Origin of the sequence: Brotaphodocola sp. (genome assembly GCF_050873365.1) — a bacterium.
GTDB lineage: Bacteria > Bacillota > Clostridia > Lachnospirales > Lachnospiraceae > Brotaphodocola.
This window is the reverse complement of the sequence record NZ_JBNMIQ010000006.1, coordinates 1-22,736: the sequence shown is the minus strand read 5'-3', so window position 1 is coordinate 22,736 and position 22,736 is coordinate 1. Positions and strand designations below refer to the sequence as shown.

At 48.1% G+C, this 22,736-nt stretch carries 17 protein-coding genes; 14 read left to right on the top strand and 3 right to left on the bottom strand.

From position 1 onward, the window contains the following. Positions 1-60 precede the first annotated feature (60 nt). Both ACR0QT_RS04490 and ACR0QT_RS04485 read left to right on the top strand, forming a co-directional pair. Positions 61-558: a tRNA (cytidine(34)-2'-O)-methyltransferase gene (locus ACR0QT_RS04490; protein ID WP_432629689.1), complete on the top strand. Its 498-nt coding sequence runs from the start codon at positions 61-63 to the stop codon at positions 556-558. A gap of 740 nt (positions 559-1,298) precedes the next feature. After that, entirely contained in the window at positions 1,299-1,904 is a 606-nt protein-coding gene (locus ACR0QT_RS04485; protein ID WP_432629688.1) for a histidine phosphatase family protein, read from the top strand. A gap of 321 nt (positions 1,905-2,225) precedes the next feature. Here the strand turns inward: ACR0QT_RS04485 and ACR0QT_RS04480 are convergent, their stop codons facing one another. Next, on the bottom strand, positions 2,226-2,834 hold the full coding sequence (locus ACR0QT_RS04480) for a hypothetical protein (protein WP_432629687.1): 609 nt from the start codon (positions 2,832-2,834) through the stop codon (positions 2,226-2,228). A 359-nt stretch (positions 2,835-3,193) separates the two neighbouring features. On the opposite strand from ACR0QT_RS04480, the gene ACR0QT_RS04475 reads away from it, so the two are divergent. From ACR0QT_RS04475 to ACR0QT_RS04440, 8 genes are all read left to right on the top strand, one after another. Then, positions 3,194-4,006 carry a hypothetical protein gene (locus tag ACR0QT_RS04475; protein ID WP_432629686.1) on the top strand — a complete coding sequence of 271 codons (813 nt, stop codon included), beginning with the start codon at positions 3,194-3,196 and terminating at the stop codon, positions 4,004-4,006. 190 nt (positions 4,007-4,196) lie between these two features. Beyond that, positions 4,197-6,425, top strand: coding sequence for an efflux RND transporter permease subunit (locus ACR0QT_RS04470; protein WP_432629685.1), 2,229 nt, complete (start codon positions 4,197-4,199; stop codon positions 6,423-6,425). Positions 6,426-6,488: 63 nt separating this feature from the next. After that, a complete protein-coding gene (locus ACR0QT_RS04465; RefSeq protein ID WP_432629684.1) occupies positions 6,489-8,540 on the top strand; it encodes a hypothetical protein in 2,052 nt (683 codons plus the stop codon). 131 nt (positions 8,541-8,671) lie between these two features. Then, positions 8,672-9,286, top strand: a complete 615-nt coding sequence (locus ACR0QT_RS04460; RefSeq protein ID WP_432629683.1) for an AAA family ATPase — start codon at positions 8,672-8,674, stop codon at positions 9,284-9,286. A 76-nt stretch (positions 9,287-9,362) separates the two neighbouring features. Continuing rightward, positions 9,363-10,175: a hypothetical protein gene (locus tag ACR0QT_RS04455; RefSeq protein WP_432629682.1), complete on the top strand. Its 813-nt coding sequence runs from the start codon at positions 9,363-9,365 to the stop codon at positions 10,173-10,175. 359 nt (positions 10,176-10,534) lie between these two features. Next, the gene (locus ACR0QT_RS04450) at positions 10,535-11,944 is read left to right on the top strand and encodes a HAMP domain-containing sensor histidine kinase (RefSeq protein ID WP_432629681.1); all 1,410 of its coding nucleotides are present in this window, start codon (positions 10,535-10,537) and stop codon (positions 11,942-11,944) included. 162 nt (positions 11,945-12,106) lie between these two features. Further along, the gene (locus ACR0QT_RS04445) at positions 12,107-13,123 is read left to right on the top strand and encodes a hypothetical protein (RefSeq protein ID WP_432629680.1); all 1,017 of its coding nucleotides are present in this window, start codon (positions 12,107-12,109) and stop codon (positions 13,121-13,123) included. Between the two features lie 260 nt (positions 13,124-13,383). Beyond that, the gene (locus ACR0QT_RS04440) at positions 13,384-13,596 is read left to right on the top strand and encodes a FeoA domain-containing protein (protein WP_432629679.1); all 213 of its coding nucleotides are present in this window, start codon (positions 13,384-13,386) and stop codon (positions 13,594-13,596) included. A gap of 15 nt (positions 13,597-13,611) precedes the next feature. Here the strand turns inward: ACR0QT_RS04440 and ACR0QT_RS04435 are convergent, their stop codons facing one another. Then, a complete protein-coding gene (locus ACR0QT_RS04435; protein ID WP_177977239.1) occupies positions 13,612-14,322 on the bottom strand; it encodes a response regulator in 711 nt (236 codons plus the stop codon). Positions 14,323-14,360: 38 nt separating this feature from the next. Further along, a complete protein-coding gene (locus ACR0QT_RS04430; RefSeq protein WP_432629678.1) occupies positions 14,361-16,751 on the bottom strand; it encodes an endonuclease MutS2 in 2,391 nt (796 codons plus the stop codon). Between the two features lie 281 nt (positions 16,752-17,032). On the opposite strand from ACR0QT_RS04430, the gene ACR0QT_RS04425 reads away from it, so the two are divergent. The 4 genes from ACR0QT_RS04425 (at position 17,033) to rlmD (ending at position 22,015) form a co-directional block, all read left to right on the top strand. Further along, positions 17,033-18,346 carry a S1C family serine protease gene (locus tag ACR0QT_RS04425; protein WP_432629677.1) on the top strand — a complete coding sequence of 438 codons (1,314 nt, stop codon included), beginning with the start codon at positions 17,033-17,035 and terminating at the stop codon, positions 18,344-18,346. Positions 18,347-18,470: 124 nt separating this feature from the next. Further along, entirely contained in the window at positions 18,471-19,418 is a 948-nt protein-coding gene (locus tag ACR0QT_RS04420; protein ID WP_432629676.1) for a 3'-5' exoribonuclease YhaM family protein, read from the top strand. A gap of 111 nt (positions 19,419-19,529) precedes the next feature. Then, on the top strand, positions 19,530-20,135 hold the full coding sequence (locus tag ACR0QT_RS04415; RefSeq protein WP_432629675.1) for a hypothetical protein: 606 nt from the start codon (positions 19,530-19,532) through the stop codon (positions 20,133-20,135). Positions 20,136-20,641: 506 nt separating this feature from the next. After that, positions 20,642-22,015, top strand: coding sequence for a 23S rRNA (uracil(1939)-C(5))-methyltransferase RlmD (gene rlmD, locus ACR0QT_RS04410; protein WP_432629674.1), 1,374 nt, complete (start codon positions 20,642-20,644; stop codon positions 22,013-22,015). The last annotated feature ends 721 nt before the right edge of the window (positions 22,016-22,736 follow it).

Genomic DNA, 22,736 nt, shown 5'->3' with positions numbered 1-22,736 from the left:
TGTAAGAGCAGAAGCAGATGTAGATGTGGCAGAAAAAACAGCAGAAGCAGGTGAAGCAAAATGATGAACATTGTTTTGTTTGAGCCGGAAATGCCACTGAATACGGGAAATATTGGACGTACCTGTGTGGCGACGAACACGAGACTTCATCTGATTGAACCGCTGGGATTTAAGCTCAATGAGAAGGCGATCCGTCGTGCGGGTCTCGATTACTGGGACAAGCTCGATGTGACGGTCTACTGCGATTATCAGGATTTTCTCGACAAGAATCCGGGCGCGAAGATCTATATGGCGACGACGAAGGCGAAGCATGTCTACACCGATGTCAAGTATGAGCCGGACTGTTACATTATGTTCGGAAAGGAGAGCGCCGGAATTCCGGAGGAGATCCTTGTGGAGAATGAGGAGACCTGCGTGCGGATTCCGATGTGGGGAGACATCCGCTCTCTGAATCTGTCAAATTCTGTGGCGATTGTGCTTTATGAGGCACTGCGCCAGAAGGGGTTTGAGGCAATGACGATGGAGGGAAATCTTCATCGGCTTCACTGGAATGAGTGATTGAGGACTTTTTTTAGTGAGTGAGATATAGAAATAAAATTATAGTTTGAATTGAATTTTTTGAGTTCGCTCCTACGGGCGGGTCAAGTTATGCAAACGCGTTCGCACTCCGGGTTCGACGTAGCGGTGCGTAAGGTCGCAAAATACGCGACCTAAGCACCGACGTCTCACACGGGTTTGCATATACTTGCCCGCCCGTAGTCGCTCTAGGAATCCCCTTCAAGTTTTGTTCGCACCGTTCGTTTGTAAAGGTTGGGCCGGTATTAGGATTGGCTGTTTAAAATCATGGGGTATTGATTTTGAGCGATTAAAGAGAAATATGGCGGGTAATTAATTTGTGTTAAGTAAATAAAATTAAATGAAAAAATATGAAAAAAAGGATTGACAATACGGTTAGCACATGCTAATATAATACTCAGTTAGCGACAACTAACTACATGTGAATATTCTATACATTTCAACATTGCCCCATTCGACCCGTGGAGGCAACGACTCAACTCCTATGAAGAAAGCACCCTGTCCCGCAAGCAGGGTGCTTTTGTTTTGCCTATTTAGTCACTGGGATGAAAGGCATAGGTAAAATTCGTTACAGTTTATGGCATGCATGAACGGTAACAGGGTTGTATGGAAAAATAGACTTGACTTTTTGGGTGCAGGAAGTCAAAATAGAGAACAATATACACAGTGAGAAAAAATCGTAATAAGAGAAATATGAACATAAGAGAAAGGAAATGGCTGGGATGAAGATTTATCTGGTGAGACACGGTCAGACGGATTGGAATAAGGCGCACAAGATTCAGGGAAGACACAACATTTCTCTGAATGACTGTGGGCGCGAGATGGCAGAGAAGGCATCGGAAAAACTGAGAGATGTGGTATTTGATGGCGCATTCTGCTCTCCTCTGATTCGTGCCAAGGAGACCGCCCAGATTATTCTCGGAGACCAGAAGGAACTCTTGAAGACGGAAGACCGTCTTGCGGAGATCGCGTTTGGTGTGGAAGAAGGACGGGAGAGAGAAAAAATTGAGGCAGACCCGTCCGATCCGGTTCATAACTTTTTCAGTGATCCGGCACACTATCTTCCGCCGGAGGGAGCGGAGACCTTTGAGGCGGTATATCGCCGTACTGGCGCTTTCATGGAGGACTTAAAGAAAAGGGAACATGATTTTGATACGGTTCTTCTTGTCGCCCATGCGGTTGTCAACCGAACGATCCTGAATCCGATTGCCGGGATTGAGATTGGTGATTTCTGGAAGATTAAGCTCCCGAACTGTGCGATCGCTGTTCTTGAACTGAAAGACGGGAAATACCGGATTCTCGATGATGGTTCGGAGAAGGAAGCGTAGGGATAAGATTACAGTTTGTGTTATGCATGAACGGAACCATTAGATGAGAAAATTGTACGAAAAAATGTACTTGATTTTCTAAAAACCTTATGTTAATATATAGACAGTTAGCAATAGCTAACCACATGTGAATATTCTATACATTTCAACATTGCCCCATCTGACCCGTGGAGGCAACGACTCAACTCCTATGAAAAGGCGCTCTGTCCCGCAAGCAGAGCGCCTTTTTGTGTTATATGTTTTGTGAGGGTTCAAAGTGTCAGTGATGTACCGATCGCAATGGAACGAGGAAGCGCAGTGATTTTGATGGGAAGACTCTGATTACTGCTTGGCAGGAACTTCAGAGATCGGCTCAAAGAAATCTCTTCGGATGAAGAGACTGACATTCTCGATAAAGGTTTCGGTGTCGAACTGGTCAGCTTCCTCCAAATAGCATTTGATGATGCTGAAAAACAGGTCGCCGAGCATGGAGGAAAAGATCGGGAAGGCAATCTTTGCATGATAGCCGTTTTCCTCTGCTGAGCGCAGTTTGTCACCGAGAATATCCTGAAGCCCTTTTCTGAGAATCCGGACCAGATCTCCGTCCTTGTTTGCCTGATAAATTTTCTGATACTGAATCTTGTTTTCACTGATGTGGTCGATCAGGATTGTCAGGAAATTTTTCAGAGAATCGATGTTTTGAAGGCTGATGACTTCTTCTGTCAGACCAACTTCCTCGATCAGAGAGAGAAGGCAGTAGTGGAGAAGATCGTACTTGTCTTCAAAGTAGCGGTAAAAGGTTGAACGGGAAATCAGAGAGGTATTGCAAATTTCCGTCAGGGTGATTTGTTCGAGTGGAAGCATGCTCAGTTCTTTCAAAAATGCCCCACGAAGCAGGGCGTAGGTGCGCCGTACTGTGATGTGCTCTTTTGATGGGTTATTTCGGCTCATGATAGATGGTTCCTCCAGAAAAATTCTAAAAAATAAGCGAAAAGAAACGTAACAACACTTTTGTGCCAAATAGGACAGAATACATAAAAGTGTTTCATTTGAAACGCTCCACAAAAATATGATACTTGAGTATTTTACCATAAACATAGATAATAGTGCAAGAAATGATATTTGCTTCAATACGTTCGAGATGGGGAGATTTTTGAACAGAAAATCTTGAATTGTCCAGTAAAGAACGTAGATTTTTTCAGTTTACAGGGCGAGGCATTTGCAAGAACGGTTGGGGTCTGTGGAGGACATGGATGGAAACTGAATTTGCAAAAGGCAAGCGCAAAAAGATAGAAATGGAGGAAATGAGGATGTCTCAGAAATGTTGTAAGGCATATCTTTGGACGATCGCCACGGCGATGGCTTTTCTGATGACTGGAATGCCGGGGCAGGTTCGGCAGGTCTGGGCAGAGGAAGTGCAGGGGACAGAAGAGATACAGCAGACTCAGGAGATACAGAAAGTTCAGGAAACCGGACAGAGCTCGACTGGATGGCGCTATGAGGAAGGCGAATGGTTTTACTATCTGGAAGATGGGACAAAAAACCGAAAAGAGCTGACGTTTGACGATGCTGTTTACGAGTTTGAGAAGGATGGAACGCTTCAGAGTGCACACTGGATTCCGAATACCGGAGGAGGTGCCTACCCGGTTGTCTGTTACGATGATGAGGAGCAGGCGCTTTTCGACCAGCTTAACGACGAGAAGAAAGATCTGTTTTTTGAGGAGTATCCGGACCGGGAAGACGAGTATGACGGAGATGACCATGCGATGTATGACCGGTATGCGGGATTCAAGATGGATATGAATCTGAACAAGATTGCTTCTCACCGGCTTGAGATGGCGATGGAGAGTGGATACAGCGTCGACAGCACGATTCCTGGTGAGGGAAGCCTGAAAGATTATTTAGGGCAGGTCGGTTACCGCAAACATGCGACGAGCCTGGAACTCTACATACAGAGGCGGGATGATGCCGACGATGCATTTGACAAGGTGCTCGACCGGACGCAGAAGAAATACGATACGTCCGGGAAACGACTCTATTCTCTGGAATATTATCGGAGTCTCGGAATGGCGCATCTGGAAAAAAATGGCGCGCACTATTTTATGATTGAGTTGATGAGATAGAAGACAAATAACTGTTCGGTAGGTCTGCGCATTTACTGCGCTGACTGTACGAAACTATGGGCTAGCAAGCAAAAATCTCATTGTCGAAGACAATTTTCAATGGATTTTTGCTCGTGACTGTGAAGGCACTGAACAGTTACGAGAATACCTGTGAACAGGAAAGAAAACAGAATCAGAAGGAGTAGAAGAGATGGGACAGAAACTGTTTAATCGGATAAAAGGCCTGAGACACAGAGAAAAACCGACGGGGGAAAAAGGAACAGAGGGTGGATTTTCCACGATGCTGGCGCGCCAGATCATCAAAAAGCGCGGATTCATTGAGACTCTGTTTGCGATCGCCTGCCTGTTTTCTCTGCTCTCGATGCTTTTTGTCGATGTAAACTATGATTTGACAAAGTATGTGCCGGAGAGTGCCGTGTCTGCTCAGGGACTTGACAAGATGAAGGAAGTCTTTGGGTACCCGGGAACGGCGAGAGTCATGATTAAGGACGTCTCGCTATATGAGGCGAAACAATATAAAGAAAAATTTGAGGCTGTCGATGGAGTCGATCAGGTGCTCTGGTGTGACACGACCGTTAATGTGTATGCCGGAGAAGATTTCATCAATATGGATGACATCAAGGATTACTACAAGGATAATTGTGCGGTCATGGATATCACGTTCGATGAGGAGTCGGATTCCAACCGGACGAAGAATGCGATCACCGAGCTCAAGGAGATCACCGGGGACAAGGGATGCTTTTCCGGAATGGCGATCCAGAATAAATCTCTGATCGAGACGACCGCGAGCGAGATGCAGACGATCCTTGTCGTTGCAGTCATCATGATCTTTGCGGTGCTTGCACTCACGACGACGGCGTGGACGGAGCCGATCCTCTTCATGCTCGTCATGGGCGTGGCGGTATTGTTGAATCGAGGAACAAACATATTTATCGGAACCGTCTCGTTTTTGACAAACAATGTGGCGATCATTCTTCAGCTTGCAACCTCGATGGACTACTCGATCTTCCTGCTCGATGCGTTCCTGAGATGGAGAAATGCAGGTCTCTCCGAGGAGGAGGCGATCGTCAAGGCCGTTGAGGAGGCGATCAACTCGATTTTTGCAAGCAGTCTGACGACGGTTGTCGGTTTCCTCGCACTTGTGACGATGAAGTTCAACATCGGTTTCGATATGGGACTGGTGCTTGCGAAGGGAATTATTTGCAGTCTGCTGGCGGTTGTTTTCTTCATGCCGGCGATGATTCTCAAGTTTGCAAAGTGGAACGACAAGACGAGACATCGCTCGTTTATGCCGAATTTCACACCGCTTGGAAAGCTTGTATACAAAGTTCGATATGTGATCTTAGCTCTTGTCATCGTGTTGACACCGCCTGCCTATGTCGCACAGGGAATGAATGATTTCCTGTTCGGAAATGATGCGGTTGGTTCTTCCGAAGGAACAAAGGTCTACGAGGACGATCAGGAGATCGTCGCAAAATTTGGACGAAGCAACATGCTCCTTGCGATTTACCCGAACACCTCCAATGTGACGGAGAAGGAGCTCACGGATGAGCTTGAGGATCTGCCGTATGTGAAGAGTGTGACCTCGATGGCAGGAACCCTTCCGGAGGGAGTTCCGGAGGACATCATTCCGTACTCGACGGCAAAACTTCTGCACCGCGGGGACACGGCGCGCATGCTGATTTACATCCGCACAAAGGGAGAGAGTGAGGCATCGTTCCAGTACACCGATGAGATCCGGGAGATTGTGAAAAAGTATTATCCGGATAATTCCTATCTGGTCGGGGAGACACCGTCCACACAGGATATCAAGACGACGATCGTTGCAGATAATGCCCGCGTAAATGTGCTGACTCTGCTCGGCGTATTCATCGTTGTCATGTTCAGCTTCAAGTCGGCGCTGATCCCGATCATCGTTATGATCCCGATTGAGGTCGCGATCTACTTCAATATGGCGATGCCGTATATTCAGGGTGTCGACATGATTTACATGGGATACATCATTGTCAGCAGTATTCAGCTCGGCGCGACCGTGGATTACTCGATTCTGCTCACGAACAACTACATTGCAAAGCGTCAGGAACTTCCGAAGAAAGAGGCGTGCATCTCAGCGATCGCCCAGTCCTGTTCTTCGATTCTCACATCGGGCACGATCATCACGCTTGCCGGTTACATCGTCCATCTGATTTCGACGACCGCAGCGATCGGAGATTTGGGACATCTGATCGGACGTGGAGGACTGTTCAGTCTGGTTCTTGTGCTTTTCCTGCTTCCGGCCCTCCTTGTTCTGTGTGACAAGATCATCATCGATAAGGCGTGGACGCATCCGATTCAGAATTATCGGGAAAAGATGCGCGAGAAGCGGAAACAGATGCAGGGTCAGGTGAAAGCAAAACTTGCAAAGCATTTTGGTTCATAAGAATCGCATTAGAATCAGAATTGTATTTTTTAGAGAGTCAGGGATCATCGGAGGGAGAATAAGATGAAAGATAGATATAGAAGAATGGGTGCGACCGTGATGACGGTTGTCACGCTTGCCACGAGTCTGGTTCCGGCGCAGGCAGTGCAGGCAGGAGAAGCAGCTGCGAGTGTGGATGAGGCGATGTACGTTAATCTTGACTACTATGGTCAGATTGACAAGGTGAATATGGTCAAGAGCATCAGCCTGAATGGAACTTCCAGTTTCACGGACTACGGCGATTACACCGATGTCACAAACATGACGGATCACACGGAGCCGGTTCTTGGAAATGGAAGTGTTACCTGGAACTTTGCGCCGGATCAGAACGGACGATTCTATTATAAGGGAGTCATGAAGAACGACCAGGTGACTCTGCCGTGGACGTTTGATGTGTCTTATAAATTAAATGGAGTTCCGACGGATGCAGACAAACTTGCGGGGGCATCCGGAACGGTTGAGATTCACATTGATGCGACCGCAAATGAGAATGCGCGCGAGTATTACCGCAACAACATGATGCTTGCAGTTGCAGTCCTTGTCGACTTGACAAAGTGTTACAGCGTTGAGGCGGACGGGGCTCAGGTTCAGAATATCGGCAGTCAGACCGGAGTCGTTTTCACGGCTCTTCCGGGCGAGGATGGAGACTACACGGTTCGCATCGGTTCGGACAGTTTTGAGAGCGACGGCGTGCTGATGACGATGATTCCGGGTACGACGAAGGATCTTGAGCATGTAAAGGATCTCAAGGATGCAAAGGATACCTGGAAGGACGCAGGAGATCAGCTCTATGACAGCATGGAGCAGATGGCACTCTCCGTGGAGTCGATGCGTGACGGAGTCAATGAACTTCAGAGCGGACTCGGATCGGCAGAGAATGCGAGAGGTGTCTGGAGCGGTTCTAAGGACAACATCCTCGACAACAATGATAAGGCACTGGCATCTCTGACCGCAGTGTCCGAGCAGATGCAGGCGATGGTTCCGCATATTGAGTCCGCAAAAGAATCAGCTGAGATCGTTCACGACAGCCTCGGAGATATTGTGAATTCGATGAGAGAGATGCAGGACCCGCTCAGAAAGCTCAATACGAGTCTGCGCGGAATCAAGAGCAATACCGAAGATCTCGCCTCCGGTGTCGCTCCGTTAAATCAGCTGATGCAGACGCTGATCGCTCTTGATGCGACGCTCCAGTCGAGCGAGCAGATCTATGTGACTCAGCTTGCTTCTCTCGGAGTCAGCCTTGAGCAGGTTGAGAACGATTATTACGATGGCGATGTGGATCTGATTGATGATGTAAATGCGTCGGCGCAGACGGCAACTCCGTCTTCTGCAACGGCGGCCGGAATTCCTGGTGTGACGCTGAATACCCAGCAACTTCTCGTCGCTTTGACGCAGAAGAAAGCCTACCTTGAGAAACTCTCCTCGGCGAGCAGTTCTCTGGCCGGAAAGATGGCATCCTTGCTTGATGATACCTCAGATGCATCTCGCTCGATGGGTGAGCTTGTCGATGAGATCGATTTTATCCTTGAGGACAGCACGGCTCTGTATGATTCTCTTGAGACATATTACTCGGATTTCCAGCTTGCGCTTGATGATTCCGAGGAGCTGGTAAACCGGACGACAAACGCGCTCGACACGAGTGTGAGCACGCTGACTCTGATTCAGAATACGATGAGAGCAAGCAGTGATTCTCTCGATGCGGCAGCACGCGACAGCATTCGCGGAAGTATGGAAGTTCTCGATAAGAGCCTTCGCGTTCTCGACAGCACGACGTCGATGCGTATGGCGGGAAGAACGATGAAGGATACGATGGATCGTGAGTGGGATGATCTCGACGGCGATACGAGATTCCTCTACATGGACCCGTCCGCGGAGAAAGTTTCGTTCACTTCGGATCAGAATGAGGAGCCGGATACGCTTCAGGTGATTCTGAGAACGAAGGAGATCAGCCTTGACGATGACGATGAGATGCTCGATGCTGAGTCTGAAAAGGCATCTGAGGGACCGTTAAAGAGAATGTGGAATGTGCTTGTAAAGATGGTTCAGGCGATTATCGAGATCTTTAAGAACCGTTAATCAGAGAGAAGTTGTTATTGGGAATACAGGGATTATCAGGATTGTTAGATTATTAGGATAATCGGAATAGAGTTGTGTTCGTGTTGGGTGGAATGGAACGGAGAAGACTACGGGAAGGAGAGACAAAAGCTATGGGAAAGAATCGGGTCATTACGATAGGAAGACAGCTTGGAAGTGGCGGAAGCTATATTGGACGGGAAGTGGCAAGACGACTGGGAATCGAGTGCTATGATAAGCGTCTGATTGAGCTGGCGTGCAAGTACGGAAATGTGGATCTTGAGCGAATGAAGGACGCGGAGGAGAAACGTGCAAATCCATTTCTGTTTTCTGTTCCGCGCGAGGTTCAGAATGATCGCACCGGACATGGCGGATCAATCAACGATATGGTATTCAACCTCCAGTCAGCAGTGATTCGCCAGCTCGCGGAGCGGGAGTCCTGCATCATCGTCGGACGCTGTGCAGACTATGTGCTCAGGGAGCAGGAAGATGTGCGCTCAGTCTTCATTTTTTCGGATCTTGGAAGCCGAATTGAGAGAGTCAGCGAGAAGCGCAAGGTGCTCCGCGATCAGGCATTGAATCTGATCCGAAAAGAAGACAAGACGAGAAGAAATTATTATGAGTGTTATGCCGGGAAACGCTGGGGATCGACAGAGAGTTATGATGTGTCGTTAAACAGCGGTCGCCTCGGTCTGAATGGCTGTGTGGAGATGATCTGTGCGCTCTATAATCAGATGGAGATGAAATAACATGACTATGCTTAGATTAGAAACAAAGATGAAAAAAAAGAGGACTTCGTTTTGGCGCAGGGGAAGACAGTGTGCGATGGCAGTTCTGTTTGCAACCTGTGTCGCAGTCGCAAGTTGTCCGACCATAAAAGTCTGGGCGTCGGAGAAGAGTGAGAGCGAGAAGACAAAGATCGGAAAAGTCTGGCTTGTCGTAGACGCGGATGTCGGAATCAAGGCAGATGTGAGCGGGGATGTATATGTGACACCGGATGGAGGAAATACCGACCGCTACCGCATTGACGATGTTCAGCTTGTCAATGACGGCGGGGAGGAATTTGGCAACACAAATCCGCCGGAATTTGAGATCACGCTTGTCTCACAGGACGCGGAGGAATATTACTTTGCAAAGACCGGAAGCTCGGCAGTTCGTCTTGATCTTGCGACGACCGCAAAGTCGAAGTATGACAAGGTAGAGCTGATCAGCGCAAAGCGCCAGAACGATAATTCTGAGCTTGTGATTCGGGGACGCCTGATTTTCGACAAGAAGGCAGATACGAGAAAGGTGAATGCACCGGCAGTCACTGGACAGGAAAGTACTCAGAATAATACCGACGCAAGTGCGGAGACTGTCCGAGGCTGGGACCCGGCAGTCAAAGGACGTGCGGTCTGGGCTCCGGTCGAGTCGGCAAAGTATTATCAGATTTTCCTCGTCAAGGATGGCAGGGAGATCGGAATCATGCGCTCGGTTTACCGCACAAATTATGATTTCTCCGACCTTCTTCCGGGCGCAGGAACCTACCAGTTCAAGGTGCGTTCCGTTCGCAGTGAAAATAATGCGAAGAGCGACTGGGTGATGTCGAATGTCATGATAGTCCAGGAGGATGGAAGTTTCTCCGTTCAGGGACAATAAACCGTAGGAATCGTATCAGGGGGCTGTTTTGTCCACTGCGGTAGCGACGAAGGCGGGAAAGGCTATGAAAACCCGTTTGCCATGTCGGTGTTTAAACCGCGTATTTTGCGGTTTTATGCACCGCTACATGGCAACTCGGAGCGAGAGCGAGTTTTCATGGCGTTATTCCGCCGGAGGAGCGAGAACAATGAGAACAATATGAAAAGTAACAGAAACATATTAAACCAATATTCAGAGTCTGATATCAGAGAAAGATTCCAGACTCTTTCTTTTTGCCGTGCATCCATGTTATACTGAACAAGAAAGAAGATATGGAATGATGATATTTATACAATACACAGGAAGATGAGGCAGAAAACATGAAACATTCCCTTTACTACAAATTTATCCTCGGGTATCTGGTTTTTGGACTGCTCGGATTTGTGGCGATTTCCACATTCTCCTCGAAGATGATGTACAATCATCTCGTGGAAGAGCGATCAGAAGCCATGTACGATGAGGCAGTGACGATTGCAGGTACATACAGCGACATTTATATCCGCGGAAAGAAGCAGGATTTGCAGTCTGTGAGCCAACAGCTTCAGGCGGTGTCGAAGTTTATTCAGGCGCAGATCTGGATGGTGAACCGCGACGGCGTGATCATCGTGGACAGCGAGTCCCCGACACGCGCGGGAAACACGATCGAGGGTTTTGATCCGACGCTTACCGGAAATCGTCCGTACTGTACCGGAGATTATTTCGGTCAGTTTTCCTATCAGGTATTGACCGTATGCGCGCCGATCACGGGGAATTATAAGACTTATGGATATGTGTTGATTCATCTGCCAATTTCCCAGATTTGGGAGGAGAGCAATCGCAGTCTGAATGTGATTTATATCTCTTCCGCGATGATTTTCCTGCTCTCGCTGGTGATCCTGGCTGTGTTCACAAAGACCGTCTATTTTCCGTTAAAGAAGATCACGGAAGGTGCAAATGAGTACGCTGCAGGAAATCTGGACTATCGCATTGACCTTCACTCGCAGGATGAGATGGGATACCTTGCGGGAACATTAAACTATATGTCCGGAGAGCTCAACAAGATGGAGGAGTACCAGAGAACCTTCATTGCAAATGTCTCCCACGATTTCCGCTCTCCGCTGACCTCGATCAAGGGCTATTTGGAAGCGATCATTGACGGGACGATCCCGCCGGAATTTTATGAGAAATATCTGACGAGGGTGATCTCTGAGACGGAGCGACTCACAAAGCTGACACAGGGAATGTTGACGTTAAATTCTCTCGACAGCAAGGGCTATCTTTCCAGAAGCAATTTTGACATTACGCGAGTGATCAAGGATACGGTCGCCTCGTTTGAGGGGATCTGCGGGTCGAGAGACATCACATTTGATCTGACGTTTTCCGATACGATTATGATGGTGTATGCAGATCTCGGAAAGATTCAGCAGGTGCTCTATAACCTGATCGATAATGCGATCAAATTCAGCCATGACAGTTCGACGATTTTTGTGCAGGCATATACGAGAAACGAGAAGATTTTTGTCTCGGTAAAGGATACCGGAATCGGCATTCTGCGTGACAGTGTGAAAAAGATCTGGGAGCGGTTTTACAAGACGGATCTCTCGCGTGGAAAGGATAAGAAGGGAACCGGACTTGGACTTGCGATCGTCAAGGAGATCATTCAGGCACACGGAGAAAATATCGATGTGATCAGCACGGAGGGAGTTGGATCAGAATTTATCTTCTCCCTGCCACGTTCCACGAACCTGTAACTCGGAGTGGATGTCCGGGACAAAAAAATAGGACGAATAAAAAAATAGGCGAATAAAAAAGATAAGAGAAAATAGAAAAAGATAGAAGAAAATAGAATTTAAAGTTCTCAGGGGAGGAGAGACAGTGTGGAACAAGCTGGAAAACAGGCAGGAAGAGTCAAAATGATAGAAAACGAGGGAATTATGGGAAGAACAAAAGGATTTTTGAGACTTCTGCTTGTCATGATCTTTGCGTTGAATATTGCGTGTTCTGCATTTGCGTCGGAGTCGGAAAAGATCACAGAAGTCAATCTGGAGATTGAAGCGTATCTGGAAGACTCGGAGAGCAGAGGCGATGTGAGTGTGAGCACCGGGGACACGACCTATCGCATCAGAAACATTGAGGTTCTGAATGAGAATGAGGATTGGAGTAAGGTGGCACCGAAAATCTCAGTCGATTTCAAGGCAAAGAAGGGATACTATTTCGGGACTGCGGATGAGGAAATGTTTTCGTTCGAGGGAGATGAGGTCACGTTCGTCTCTGCAAAAGTCAAAAACAGCGGTTCCGGCATGACCTTGATTTTCACACTCGGAAGTGATGAGGATGATCTGAGTGTGCATGGACTTTCATGGAATGAGGAAGACGGATTTGCAGAGTGGGAGGAGAATGACAACGCGAGAGTCTATCAGGTAAAACTCTACCGCAACGATGTTGCAGTTGGCTCGACGCGGACGACAAAGAACACGACCTACGATTTTTCGGAGGCGACTTCCAAAAGTGGACGGTATCGCTTTATGGTGCGCGCTGTTGGAACCGGGTCTGAGCGCGGAGCGTGGGAGACGTCTGAAATCTGGCATGTGTTGGCGGATGAGGATGAGGATCTGACGGGAGGAATGACGGCTTCCAAACTTCCCGCCACGACGAGCCTTCTTCCAGTGGTAAACGGAAAGTCCGCGGAATGTTGGGAGAAAGATGAGACGGGGTGGTGGTATCGGTATGCAGATGGCAATTATCCGAGCGCTCGCTGGGCGAAGATCAATGGCAAATGGTATTTCTTTGATGAAAATGGCTATATGAAGACCGGCTGGGTCAAGTACAAGAGTAAGTGGTATTACTGTGACGAGAGTGGAGCGATGCTCTCTGGAACAACGACACCGGATGGGTATTCGTTAGGCGCAGACGGAGTGTGGATTCCATAAATGTCCGTTGCTGTTTGTGCAACGCGTGAATAGTAAAAATGTCAGAAAATTTAGTTAAAAATGTTGCTATTGACTAACAGCCCTTCGCATGATTATACTGAAAAAAAGGAATAAAAACCGAATAAAAACCGAATAGAAACTAAGGAACCTGCAAAGGATAAGAAATGGATTGATAGAGTATTGATAGATCAATGACATAGAAAAACCGGAGAGATTCAGTAGAGTTGTGTGTTGCATGCATAGGCATGGGAGGGTGAATCATGCAGTCGTTATGGGAAATGAAAGTTGGAGAGTCTGGTACAGTCAAATGGATGATGGGGAATTCTGCCGTGATGGAATTTTTGAGGAAGCACGAGATCAAAGAGGGAAACCTGATTCGTGTGTTTCAGAAAGGAAAGAGCGGTGTGATTGCCGGAACTGGAAACCGACGATTTGCGATTGCCGGGGAAGTAGCGGAGCGGATCAAAATTTGATCCGCTCTTTTTTTATTACTTTTTCACTTCAAACTTGTAGCCGATTCCCCAGACCGTTGTCAGTGCCCAGTTTGCGTGATCTTTGATCTTCTCACGCAGACGTTTGATGTGGACATCCACCGTTCGTGTATCTCCGATGTACTCATATCCCCAGATGTGGTCGAGAAGCTGTTCTCTTGTGAATACCTGATTCGGGGAGGAAGCCAGAAAATACAGAAGCTCGAGTTCCTTCGGTGGCATTTCCACAGAGTGTCCACAGTAGGTGACGGAGTAGTTTGTCAGATTCACAATCAGATCCGGATACTCCACATATTCGCCCTGCTGTTTCGGCTCTGTCGTCGCCGGAGATGGAACTGCCTGATAACGGCGCAGAACCGCCTTGACGCGGGCGACAAGCTCTTTCGAGTCAAACGGTTTGATCATATAGTCGTCTGCGCCGAGTTCAAGACCGAGCACCTTGTCGAAAATCTCGCCCTTTGCGGAGAGCATGATGATCGGAACCTGGGAGGTCATGCGAAGTTCCCGGCAGACCTGATATCCGTCAATGCCCGGAAGCATCAGGTCGAGCAGGATCAGATTTGGTTTAAAATCAGGAAAGACCCGAAGTGCCATCTCTCCGTCATTTACAATCTTCGTCTCGTAACATTCTTTCATGAGATAGAGAGAGATTAATTCTGCAATGTTCTCATCGTCATCTACAATCAAAATTCGCTGTTTTTCAGCCATGATCGGTTCATCCCTTTCCTGTTAGTTAATGTCAAAATTTATTTAAAGACAACGATCGTAACGCCGGCATCGCCTTCTCCAAAACCGCCGAGATGGAATTCCTTTACATATTTCAGTTTCTTTAAGTGGCGGTGGATACCTGCGCGCAGAGCACCGGTTCCCTTTCCGTGAACGACGCGAACCTGCGGAAGGTGAGCGATGTAGGCATCGTCGAGGTACTTGTCAAGTTCCGGAATCGCCTCATCGACGGTTTTTCCGAGAAGGTTGATTTCCATAGAAACCGTGGAAGATTTCGACATCTTGATCGAACTGCTTCCGCTTCCCTTTCTGCGGGTGTCAAGTCCCGGCGCACTGATCGAATTCTCCTGAATCAGCTCGAGGTCATTTAAGTTCACCTTGGAGCGCAGGATTCCCATCTGGACAAAGAGGTTGCCCTGAGCGTCCGGAAGGGAGCTGATCGTTCCCTTGAGGTTCATCGAGAGGACGCGCACGCTGTCGCCGAGACGCAGGGTCTTCGGATTGATTGCCTTGTGCGGTTTGCTCTCCTGCTTTAACGAGAGCTTGCTGTCAACTTTCTTTAAGTTCTCGCGGATCTTTGTTCGCTCTGCCTCAAGGGCACGGGTGTCGACGCCGGAGGAGGCAGCGAGCTTGTTGATGTTCTTGATTGTGCGGTCGGCAGTCTCTTTTGCCTGACGCAGGATGCGCTGGGCTTCCTCATTTGCGGAGCGGATCATCTTGTCCTTGCGCTCGTCAAATCGCTCTTCCTTCTGCTCTAAGCGGGATTTCAGACTTGCGATCTCGGCCTTGTAGGACTGGATCTCCTCGCGCTCTTTCTCGATCGTCACACGGCTCTCCTCGAGACGGCTGATCACATCCTCAAACGTCTCATCTTCGGTCTCGATGTGGCTCTTTGCGTCCTCAATGATGTAGTCCGGAAGACCGAGACGGCTTGCAATCGCAAACGCATTACTCTTTCCAGGAACACCGATCAGGAGGCGGTAGGTCGGGCGAAGCGTCTGGACATCGAATTCACAGCAGGCATTCTCAACGCCCGGTGTGCTGAGCGCATAGACCTTGAGCTCGCTGTAATGGGTCGTCGCCATCGTTCGACACTTCATGTTGTGGAGGAAATTCAGCACCGCAATCGCGAGGGCAGCACCCTCGGTCGGATCGGTTCCGGCTCCAAGCTCATCGAAGAGGCAGAGTGAGTGGCTGTCCGCTTTTCCGAGAATGTCGACGATGCTTGTCATGTGCGCGGAGAATGTACTCAGGCTCTGCTCAATGCTCTGCTCATCTCCGATGTCGGCAAATACCTCGTCAAAGACCGCAAGTTCAGAACCGTCAAATGCCGGAATGTGAAGACCTGCCTGACCCATCAGCGTGAAGAGTCCGACAGTCTTTAAGGAAACCGTCTTACCACCGGTATTCGGACCAGTCACGATCAGCAGATCGAAATCCTGACCGAGCCAGATCGTGATCGGAACTGCCTTCTGCGGGTCGAGCAGAGGATGGCGACCATCCTTGATGTGGATGCGTCCCTCGGTGTTGAAAATCGGCTCACTTCCCTTGTAGTGGCGGGAAAGAGCGGCTTTTGCAAACACGAAATCAAGGTGAGTCAAGAGCTGTAAATTGATTGCGAGAACCTCGGTGTACGGAACGAGACGTTCACTTAAGGTTGCAAGCACTGCCTCGATCTCTTTCTGCTCCTGAATCTCGAGTGTGCGAAGTTCGTTGTTCAGCTGAATCACTGCCATCGGCTCGATGAAGAGTGTGGAACCTGTCGCGGACTGATCGTGAACCATACCGTTTACCTGTCCCTTGTACTCTGCTTTGACCGGCAGACAGTAGCGACCGTCACGCATTGTGATGACGGCATCCTGAAGATAGGTACGGCAGGAATTCAGCACACTGTTTAACTGGGTGTGAATCCGGTCGTTGATGGTGCTCATCGAACGGCGGACTCTGTGAAGTCCCGGGCTTGCGTCGTCGGCAACCTCATCCTCGGAGAGGATACAGCGCTTGATCTCATTGTTCTCAGGCGTCAGAGGCTCAAGTTCGCGGAACATCTCATCGAGGGAGTCATCCGGGAATTCCTCCGATACATCGTGGCGACCGTAGGCGCGTGCGCGCGCGCAGACCGTCAGAAGAGAGCTGATCGAGAGCAGTTCCGGGATGCTTAAGGCACTTCCGATCTCGAGACGCTTTAAGGAGTCGCGGATGTCGCGCACTCCGCTCAGCGAGAGATTTCCCTTCATGCGGACACGGGTCACGGCGTCGCTGGTCTCTGCCTGCGCCTGGCGGATCTCATTTAAGTCCGAGGACGGAACGAGGTTTTTGCAGAGCAGTTTTCCGGGAGCAGATCCCGCGTACTCCGTCAGCTGGGAGATGATTTTTTCGTATTCCAGAGTTTTTAATGCTTTTTTATTCATAATTAAATCCTAAAATCCTCATTTCTAAAATTCTATAATGTTTTATGGGTTTTCTTTAACGCTCATTATAGCATAAAAAATTTTTTCGTTCAATTTTTGCTTTCGACTCAGAACAACGGGAGGAAGAAGTGCTACGGTTCAGAGGTAGGCACTTTTGGAATCGGAAGTGCCGTAAGAGTTACTGCCCAGCAACGAATAAGTTTGTAGTTGCAGAATTAAACGAAGAACCTTATAATTAGGTTAGGTTTTTCAGGGAGGATTATGAGGTTAGGAGGTTTACGATGCCTGAAATACAGGGTCCTAAGAAGGGATCTGGCGAAAAAAAGAGCCGGCAATTTATCAGTGAAAAGATCGTAAAGCAACCTCTGACAAAGAGGCAGGTTGCCACGCGCGGAGCCTTTGTGGTCTTCACGGCGCTGATATTTGGTGCGGTGTCTGCATTCAGTTTTACGGCAGTGAAACCACTTGCCGGACGACTCTTCGGAGAGGAAGAGCCGACTGAGACACCCGTATTCATACCAAAAGATGAACCGACTGATGTTTCGGCACCCGATGAGACGGCACCGACAGAGAGCGAGCCGATTGAGGAGCAGGTGCAGACGGTTATGGAAAATTACCGTTTTACGGTGGATGATATGAATTCGATGCTGAGCAGTCTGCGGATGCAGGTACAGAAGGCAGAGAAAGGAATTGTGACGGTTCACTCGGTTCAACAGGGGACGGACTGGTTTGACAATTCGATGGAGACGACGGGATTGTATGCCGGAGTCATTGTGGCGGATAACGGACAGGAGATTCTGATTCTGACTCCCGATGCAGCGGTTGAGAATGCCGATTCGATCCGGGTCGCATTTGGTGAGAAGCAGGAGACGGATGGTCAGATCAAACAGAAAGACGCGGTGTCGGGCATGGCAGTTGTCAGTGTCAGCATGGGCGCACTTGAGAGCAGTGTGCGAGATTCCCTTGAGGTTCTCACACTGGGAAATTCCTACACGGTTCGTCAGGGCGATTTGATTCTGGCAGTCGGAGGTCCCTCCGGAATTGTACATTCTCTCGACTACGGCTATGTATCTTATGTGCAGAAGAATGCCCTGATGGCAGATCGTGTGTGCCGTGTGCTGTACTCTCGCATTTCGGCAGATGCTCAGAAGGGAACGTTTCTGCTGAATACTTCGGGAGAGCTGATCGGATGGGCGATGGAACCTCAGGGAAATGCGGACGGGAGTACGAATTCGTCTGTGCAGATTATGGGGATCTCTGATTATAAGGGGATTCTCGAAAAGCTGACAAACGGTGCTTCTGCGCCCTATCTCGGAGTCATTGGTCAGGAAGTGTCGGAGAGCATGACGGCTCAGGGACTTCCGAGTGGAATCTATGTGATGAATGTGATTGCAGACAGCCCCGCCTACAATGCAGGAATTCAGAGCGGAGATGTGATCGTCGGAATCAACGGAGCTTCGATCACTTCGATGAAAGAGTATCAGAGCGCCGTTGACGGGATGGAAGTGGGCCAGCAGGCAACCGTCAGTGTGGAGCGCAATGGGCGCGAGCAGTATACACAGTTGGAGTTCCCGGTCACTGTCGGTTCAAGATAGTGGAGCCACGGCAAATTCTGTTACGGGGCACATGTGTGTGAACAGGAACATGAGCTGTCCGGAAACGATGGAAATGGAAATCGAAATCAGAAAGGTAAAAAAGAAAGAAGAGGAAACGAAAAAAATGAAGTATATTGGCAACTTGAAGGAAGGAATGCGAATTTCGGAGGTGTATCTGTGCAAGAGCAGACAGATCTCTCTGACGAAGGCAGGAAAGGAATACGGAAGTCTGGTGCTTCAGGATAAGACCGGAACCGTGGATGCGAAGATCTGGGATCTGGGTTCTCCGGGAATCGGAAATTTTGAGGCGATGGACTATGTATCCGTGGACGCAGATGTGACCATGTTCATGGGTTCCTGTCAGCTCAATGTGAAGAGAATTCGCAAGGCAGACGAGGGAGAGTACATTCCGGCGGATTATCTTCCGGTTTCCAAGAAGGATATTGGAAAGATGTACGCAGAGCTTCTGAATCTGATCGCGAGCATGAAGAATCCTTACCTGAAAAAGTTGGCAGAGAGCTACTTTGTGGAGGATGCAGATTTTGCGAAAGCCTTCCAGTTCCACAGTGCGGCAAAGAGCGTTCATCATGGTTTTGTGGGCGGTCTTCTCGAGCATACGCTTGGCGTTACAAAGATGTGCGATTATTTTTCTCATGCATATCCGACGCTCAACCGTGATCTTCTGCTGACCTCTGCGATGTTCCATGACATCGGCAAGATGAAAGAGTTGTCCGTGTTCCCGGAAAACGATTACACCGATGACGGTCAGCTTCTCGGACACATCATCATTGGAACGATGATGCTCAGTGAGAGAATCAAGACAATTCCGGGATTTCCGAAAAAGCTGGCATCTGAGCTGGAGCACTGCATTTTGGCGCATCACGGGGAATTGGAGTATGGTTCTCCGAAGAAACCGGCTCTTCTCGAGGCACTTGCGCTGAACTTTGCGGACAATGCAGACGCAAAGCTCGAGACGATGATTGAGGCGCTTGAGAGCGGTGGAGAGAATCCGGGATGGCTTGGATACAACCGTTTCCTTGAGACCAATATCCGAAAGACTTCTGAGAGTTAATTTCTAAATAATTAATTTCTAATAATTAATGTCTGAGAGTTAATTTTTGAGAATGGATTTAAGATTAAAAAGTTAAACGACGAAAAAACTGTGAAAAGATTGTTTTAAACGATGAAAAAAGAACTGAATTATTTTTATATCGGGGACTCTCTTGGTGGAAACCAGGAGTGGTTCTCGGGATTTATGATGAAAAAAGGCGGATGCGGGGCGGAGACTGCCTGCGACATCAGTGTCTATCTGGCAAAGTATTTTGGTATGACAAACCTGTATCCGTACAGTCTCGATCCGGTTGAGAAAGAAGACTATGTGCGCTTTGCCGATAAGATGCGCCCATACTTGAGTCCGCGTCCGATGGGGATCAACCGCCTCGACATCTATATGGAAGGAATCGAGAAGTATTTTCGCGATGCGGGATCGCCGGAACTTGTCACAGAACCGCTCGACGGAAATCTTCCGTGGGAGGAAGCAGGTCAAAAACTGCGCGCTGAGATAGATGCCGGTTACCCGGTTCCCTGCCTGATTTTAAAGCACAAGAATCCCAAAATGGAAGACTATGTGTGGCACTGGTTTCTTCTCATCGGTTATGAGGTGGAGGATACCCCGGATGCTCGCCTGCGGGTGAAGACGGTTACATACAGCGAATCACAGTGGTTGGATTTTCAGGAGCTGTGGGAGACCGGATATCGGGAAAAAGGCGGTCTTGTTCTGTTAAAATGAAAGGCTTGAAACCGGATATACCCGGACATGGCATGATGAAATCTGGGGAAGCTGGGAAAACGGTGTGGCTTGACAGATTGGATACACAGATCGATACAAAGAGGTAAAGGGAAAAGGGCTACCGCAGAAAACGGAGTGATTCCGTATCCTGTGGCAGCCCTTTTCAAAGGAGGTAGTTGTATGGTGTTTTCTATCTATGGTAAAACGCGACGATGATGGTTATGGGATAGGGTCATTGTCACGTCATATTTTTGGACGGACCCGGCAACGGTTGCGCGCGGTTTGCCACCAGGCCCTTTTATGTAAGTAATATAACGAACCTCTTTAGTTGATTGTTCATTATGGAATGTTTCGGAAGGTTTTTCTGTCTCCCTCACATCATGGTTATATCTTACTGGAAAAATGTGTCTAAAGTTTGAGCGGTTTCTAAAGGATTTGGGAAGATTAGAAAGAAAGTATAACGAAATTTTGATTTTTTGTTAAGAATTGAGCAAAGGAATAAATGTATGGAATTTAAGAAGAATGAAGTGTTTCAGGTAAGAATCGAGGACATGAGCAGTGAGGGCGAGGGAATCGGAAAGACCGATGGATTTGCGTGGTTTATTAAAGATACGGTGACCGGGGATCTCGTGGAAGCAAGTGTGATGAAGACGAAAAAGTCGTATGGATTTGCAAGACTCGTGCGCGTGATCGAGCCGTCACCGGATCGCACGGAGCCGAAGTGCCCGGTTGCCCGACCGTGCGGAGGCTGTCAGCTTCAGAACATGAGCTACGAGGCACAGCTTCGATTTAAGGAGAATAAGATCCGCAACAACTTGCAGAGAATCGGTGGACTGACTGAGATTCCGATGGAGCCGATCATCGGGATGGAGGAGCCGTGGCGTTACCGCAACAAGGCACAGTTTCCGTTTGGACGGGATAAGAACGGCAGAATCATCACCGGATTCTATGCGGGCAGAACGCACCAGATCATCGAGAGCGAGGACTGTCTGCTCGGTGTGGAGGAAAACCGGAAGATTCTTGACTGCATCCGCACTCATATGGAAGAATATCACATTGCCCCGTATGATGAGACGGCACATACCGGGCTTGTTCGCCATGTCCTGATTCGAAAAGGCTTTCGCACCGGAGAAATGATGGTGTGTCTGGTTCTGAATGGAAAGGTGAAGAAATTCACGGCGATCGATCAGCTCGTGGAGAAGTTGAGAACCCTTTATCCGAACATGATGAGTATCTCGTGCAGCATCAACACGGAGAAGACGAATGTGATCATGGGAAAGGAGATCGTGAACCTGTACGGACCGGGATTTATCACCGATTATATTGGAAATGTCAAATATCAGATTTCCCCGCTCTCGTTCTATCAGGTCAACCCGGTGCAGACGGAGCGCCTGTATCAAACTGCGCTTGAGTATGCCGGATTAAACGGCGGTGAGGTTGTCTGGGATCTCTACTGCGGAATCGGCACGATCTCTCTGTTCCTCGCACAGAAGGCGAAGAAGGTCTATGGCGTTGAGATCGTCCCGCAGGCAATCGACGATGCACGCGAGAATGCCAAGATCAATGGATTTGAGAATGTGGAATTCTTTGTCGGAAAAGCGGAGGAAGTTTTACCTGAACAGTATGAGAAGAATCAGATTTATGCGGATGTGATTGTGGTAGACCCGCCACGCAAGGGCTGTGATGAAGTTTGCCTGAACACGATTGTGAAGATGGCACCGAAGCGTGTCGTCTATGTGAGCTGTGATTCCGCGACACTTGCGCGCGATGTGAAGTATTTAGGGGAGCACGGGTACCAGGTGAAACGTGTCCGCGGTTGTGATATGTTCCCCAATTCCGGTCATGTAGAAACCGTGATTTTATTTTCAAGAGAAGATTAGAAAAGATTAAGTGACCGGCTTAGCGATGCTGGGATTGTGTCTTGCTTATCTTGATTAAATTATTGGAACGATTGGAACGAGCAGAAAATCAAAACTGGCAAGCGAGTGATCATAGCTTTCTTGCCAGTATTTTTTTATCTGGCGGAGATTAAGTCAGAGATTTTACTATATGAAATTATTGGTTCTTGTGGTAGGATATAGGTCTGGCAGAAGATCGGGAAAACGGTTGATGCACGGATAGCAGAGGAGAACAACAGAGAAAAAGAAAAGGCGAATATATATCCGCGAAAAACGTGAAAATATATATAAACGAAAAAAATAGAAAAAGTAGAAAAAACGCTTGACGTTCCAGATTGTGTGTGATATTATAGATCTCGCCCCTGAAAAAGGGGCGCTGATTTAAAAAGAAAATCAGAAAAAAATAAAAAAGTTGTTGACAGATCAATGACAATGTGATAAAATATAAAAGTTGTCGCTGAAACGAGAACAACAAAGAAGTCAAAAAACTTCAAAATAAAATAAAAAGTGCTTGACAATTCAAAAGCAACATGATATACTATAAAAGTTGCTGCTGAAAACAAAGCAACAGACTGAACCTTGAAAATGAAAGATTGAACAGTGTTTAAAACCCTGAAAATTCTTATAAAAAAGAGTCTTTTGGTAAAGACATCTTTGAATTGAGAAATTCAGAACAAAAACAAACCAAACAACAGTAGAACGG